Here is a 3,181-nt window from a genome sequence, read left to right on the forward strand (position 1 = left end):
GAGACCGCCTCGCACGGGCGCACCACGCTGTCGATCGCCCACCGGCTGTCGACCGTGATCGGCGCCGACCGTATCCACGTGGTGGATGCCGGTCGCATCGTCGAATCGGGAACGCACACCGAGCTGCTCGCCCAGGGCGGCCTGTACGCCAGCCTCGCGGCCGAACAGCTCGCCGCGTCGTTCGTACTCGCCGAGGAACAGCGCGACGAGGTGGGTCTCGCCCCCGCCGCCCTGCCCGCTCGTCGCGCGGACGAAGCACCGGCCTGACCTCGACAGCACGTGCGCCGCGCCCGCGTGCCACCGGGGTCCGTCGATCGACCCGCGTTCAGTCCGGCAGCGACTCCACGAACGCCTCCAGGGCGATGCGATAGGCCGGATCGGGGTGCGTCTCGGCGAGGGCGAGCAGGGGCGGCAGGTCGAGCGTGCGGATGAGCGCGCCGCGCGAGGCGACCGCGGCATCCGCTCCCGCCGCGCGCAGCAGGGCGATCCCTTCGCCCAGAGCCTCGAGATAGTCGCGGAGCACGTCGATCTCGGCCAGTCGCTGGGTGATCGAGCCGCCGTCGCGGCGCTGCCGCCATTCGACGAGCACGTCGGGGATCACGTCGAAACCCGGGGCGAGGGTGTACATGCGCTGCGCGAGCACCTGGTCCTCGTAGTAGCGGCCCTCGGGAAAACGCAGCGCGTTCTCGTGCCAGAAGTCCGTGCGGCTCATCTTGGACCAGGCGACGATGTTGCCGGATGCCGCGGGGTGCGCGGCCAGAGTCGTCGCCTCGCGGGCGGGGTCGGTGGCGGCGGCGACCCACGGCTGCACGTCCGCGGCGGTGTAGCCGGGGCCGTCGGCATCCGGTCGCAGTCTCACGTACGCGCCGACGACGAAGGCGCTGCCGGTGCGGTCCAGCGTGTCGGCCAGGCGCGAGAGCGCGTCGGGACGCAGCACGTCGTCGGCGTCGAGGAACGCGGTGTAGGGCGTGTCGACGAGGTCGAGGCCGGTGTTGCGTGCGGCGCCGAGGCCGCGCTGGGTCTCGTGCCGCACGAGACGGAAGCGCGGGTCGTCCGCCTCGGCGTCGGCGAAGAGGCGGGTGGTGTCGTCGGTGGAGGCGTCGTCGACGAGGATGGCCTTCCAGTGCCGGTGCGTCTGCCGCCGCAGCGACTCCAGCGCCTCGTCGGCGTACGCCGCGACGTCGAACCCGGGGACGATGACGGTGACGTCGGTGGTGCTCACCCGCGCGATCCTACGGCGGTGACGGCGTCGACCACGGCATCTGCCACGGGATCGAGGGATGCCGTCAGCGTCCGCGGCAGCGTGAACCGCACCGCTGTGCGGGCCTCGTCGTGGTCCACGCCCACCGCGAGCAGCACGTGCGAGGCCTCGTCGCTGCCCGCCGCGCACGCCGACCCGCTCGAGGACACGACGCCGCGACGCTCGAGCTCGAGCAGGACGGTCTCGCCGTTCGTGCCGGGGAAGACGAAGCTCGCCGTGCCGGGGAGGCGGTGCGAGGGATGGCCGGTGAGCCGGGCGCCGGGCACCCGTGCGAGGACGCGCGCGACGAACGCCGCCGACAGGGCGCGGACGCGCGCGGCGGCCTCGGCGCGCTCGACCTCGGCGAGGGTGAGTGCCGTGGCGATCGCGACGGCCCCGGCCACGTCGGGCGTGCCCGAACGGCGCCCTCGCTCCTGGCCGCCGCCGTGCAGGAGCGGCTCGAACGCGAGGCGACCCCGCACGGCGAGGATGCCGGTGCCTTTGGGCGCGCCGACCTTGTGTCCGGCCACGGTGACGGCATCCGCCCCCGTCCCCGACAGGGGCAGCCACCCGGCGGCCTGGACCGCATCGAGATGCAGGGGCACGCCCCGGGCGTGGGCGACGGCGGCGAGGGCGGCGGCATCCTGGATCGTGCCGATCTCGTTGTTGGCGTAGCCGATCGAGACGAGCGCGGTGTCGTCGCGCAGGGTGTCGGCGAGGGCGTCCGGCGTCAGGGTGCCGGTCGCGTCGACGGGCGCGTGCGTCACGTCGACCTCGTGCAACCGCCGCAGGTAGTCGGCCGAGGCGAGGACGGACTCGTGCTCGATCGCGGTCGTGACGAGGTGGCGTCGGGGTCCGCCGAGCACGATCCCTTTGATCGCGGCGTTGTTGGACTCGGTGCCGCCCGAGGTGAACACGACGTCCCCGGGGCGCATGCCGAGCACGGCGGCGACGCGCGCGCGGGCGTCGTCGAGGGCGGATGCCGCGGCCTCGCCGACTTCGTGATGGCTCGACGGGTTGCCGAAGACGCGCGTGAGGTAGGGCGCCATCGCCTCGAGCACCTCGGGGCGCACGGGGGTGGTCGCGGCGGTGTCGAGGTACAGGCTCACGCCGTCTCGATGCGGATGTCGAGCCCGAGGTCGAGCGACGAGACGGAGTGGGTCAGGGCGCCGACCGAGATGACGTCGACGCCGGTCTCGGCGATCGCGCGGACCGTGTCGAGGGTGACGCCGCCCGAGGCCTCGACCTGCGCGGCGCCGGCGATGCGGGCGACGCCCGTGCGCAGGTCGTCGATCGAGAAGTTGTCGAGCATGATCGTGCCCACCCCCGCCGCGAGCACGGCGTCGATCTGCTCGAGACGGTCGACCTCGACCTCGACGTGCGTCGTGTGCGGCAGGCGGGCGATCGCGCTTTCGAGCGCCTGCGTGACCGAGAGGCCGTTCTGGGTGAGGACGGCGAGGTGGTTGTCCTTGGCCATCACGGCATCCGACAGCGAGAACCGGTGGTTGTGTCCGCCGCCGTCGCGCACGGCCTGTCGCTCGATCGCGCGCAGACCGGGGGTGGTCTTGCGCGTGTCGACGATGCGCGCTCCGGTGTGTGCGACCTCGGCGACGTAGCGGCTGGTGAGGGTCGCGATGCCCGACATGCGCTGGACGAAGTTGAGGCCGATCCGTTCGGCGGTCAGGACCGCGCGGGCGGGCCCGGTGACGACGGCGAGGACGTCGCCGGGTGAGAAGCGCTGTCCGTCGGGGACCCGCTGGTCGACGACGATCGACGGGTCGGTGAGGATGAAGGCGGCGGCGAAGACGGCCGCCCCGCTGAAGACGCCCTCGACACGCGCGACGAGTTCGGCGCGGGCGGTCGCGTCTTCGGGAATGAGCGTCTCGCTCGTCAGGTCGCCCCAGGGGGCGTCTTCTTCGAGGGCGGCGGTGACGACGCGGT

The 3,181-nt window shown here is 73.3% G+C and carries 3 protein-coding genes and 1 pseudogene; 1 reads left to right on the forward strand and 3 read right to left on the reverse strand.

Features of this window, described 5'->3' with window-relative positions; all coding sequences use genetic code 11:
- Positions 1–267: pseudogene (locus tag QZ433_RS02800) on the forward strand (ABC transporter ATP-binding protein); the annotation flags it as partial.
- 58 nt (positions 268–325) lie between these two features.
- Here QZ433_RS02800 and QZ433_RS02805 read toward each other — a convergent pair.
- From QZ433_RS02805 to nadC, 3 genes are all read right to left on the reverse strand, one after another.
- Positions 326–1,222: a glycosyltransferase family 2 protein gene (locus QZ433_RS02805; protein ID WP_295779913.1), complete on the reverse strand. Its 897-nt coding sequence runs from the start codon at positions 1,220–1,222 to the stop codon at positions 326–328.
- Positions 1,219–2,349, reverse strand: coding sequence for a cysteine desulfurase family protein (locus QZ433_RS02810; protein ID WP_295779914.1), 1,131 nt, complete (start codon positions 2,347–2,349; stop codon positions 1,219–1,221). The genes QZ433_RS02805 and QZ433_RS02810 overlap by 4 nt, the downstream gene beginning before the upstream one ends.
- Positions 2,346–3,181, reverse strand: an 836-nt coding sequence (gene nadC / locus QZ433_RS02815; protein WP_295779915.1) for a carboxylating nicotinate-nucleotide diphosphorylase, incomplete at its 5' end; no start/stop codon positions are given. The genes QZ433_RS02810 and nadC, both read right to left, overlap by 4 nt.

This window comes from uncultured Microbacterium sp. (assembly GCF_913776565.1).
In the GTDB taxonomy this organism is placed as follows: Bacteria; Actinomycetota; Actinomycetes; order Actinomycetales; family Microbacteriaceae; genus Microbacterium.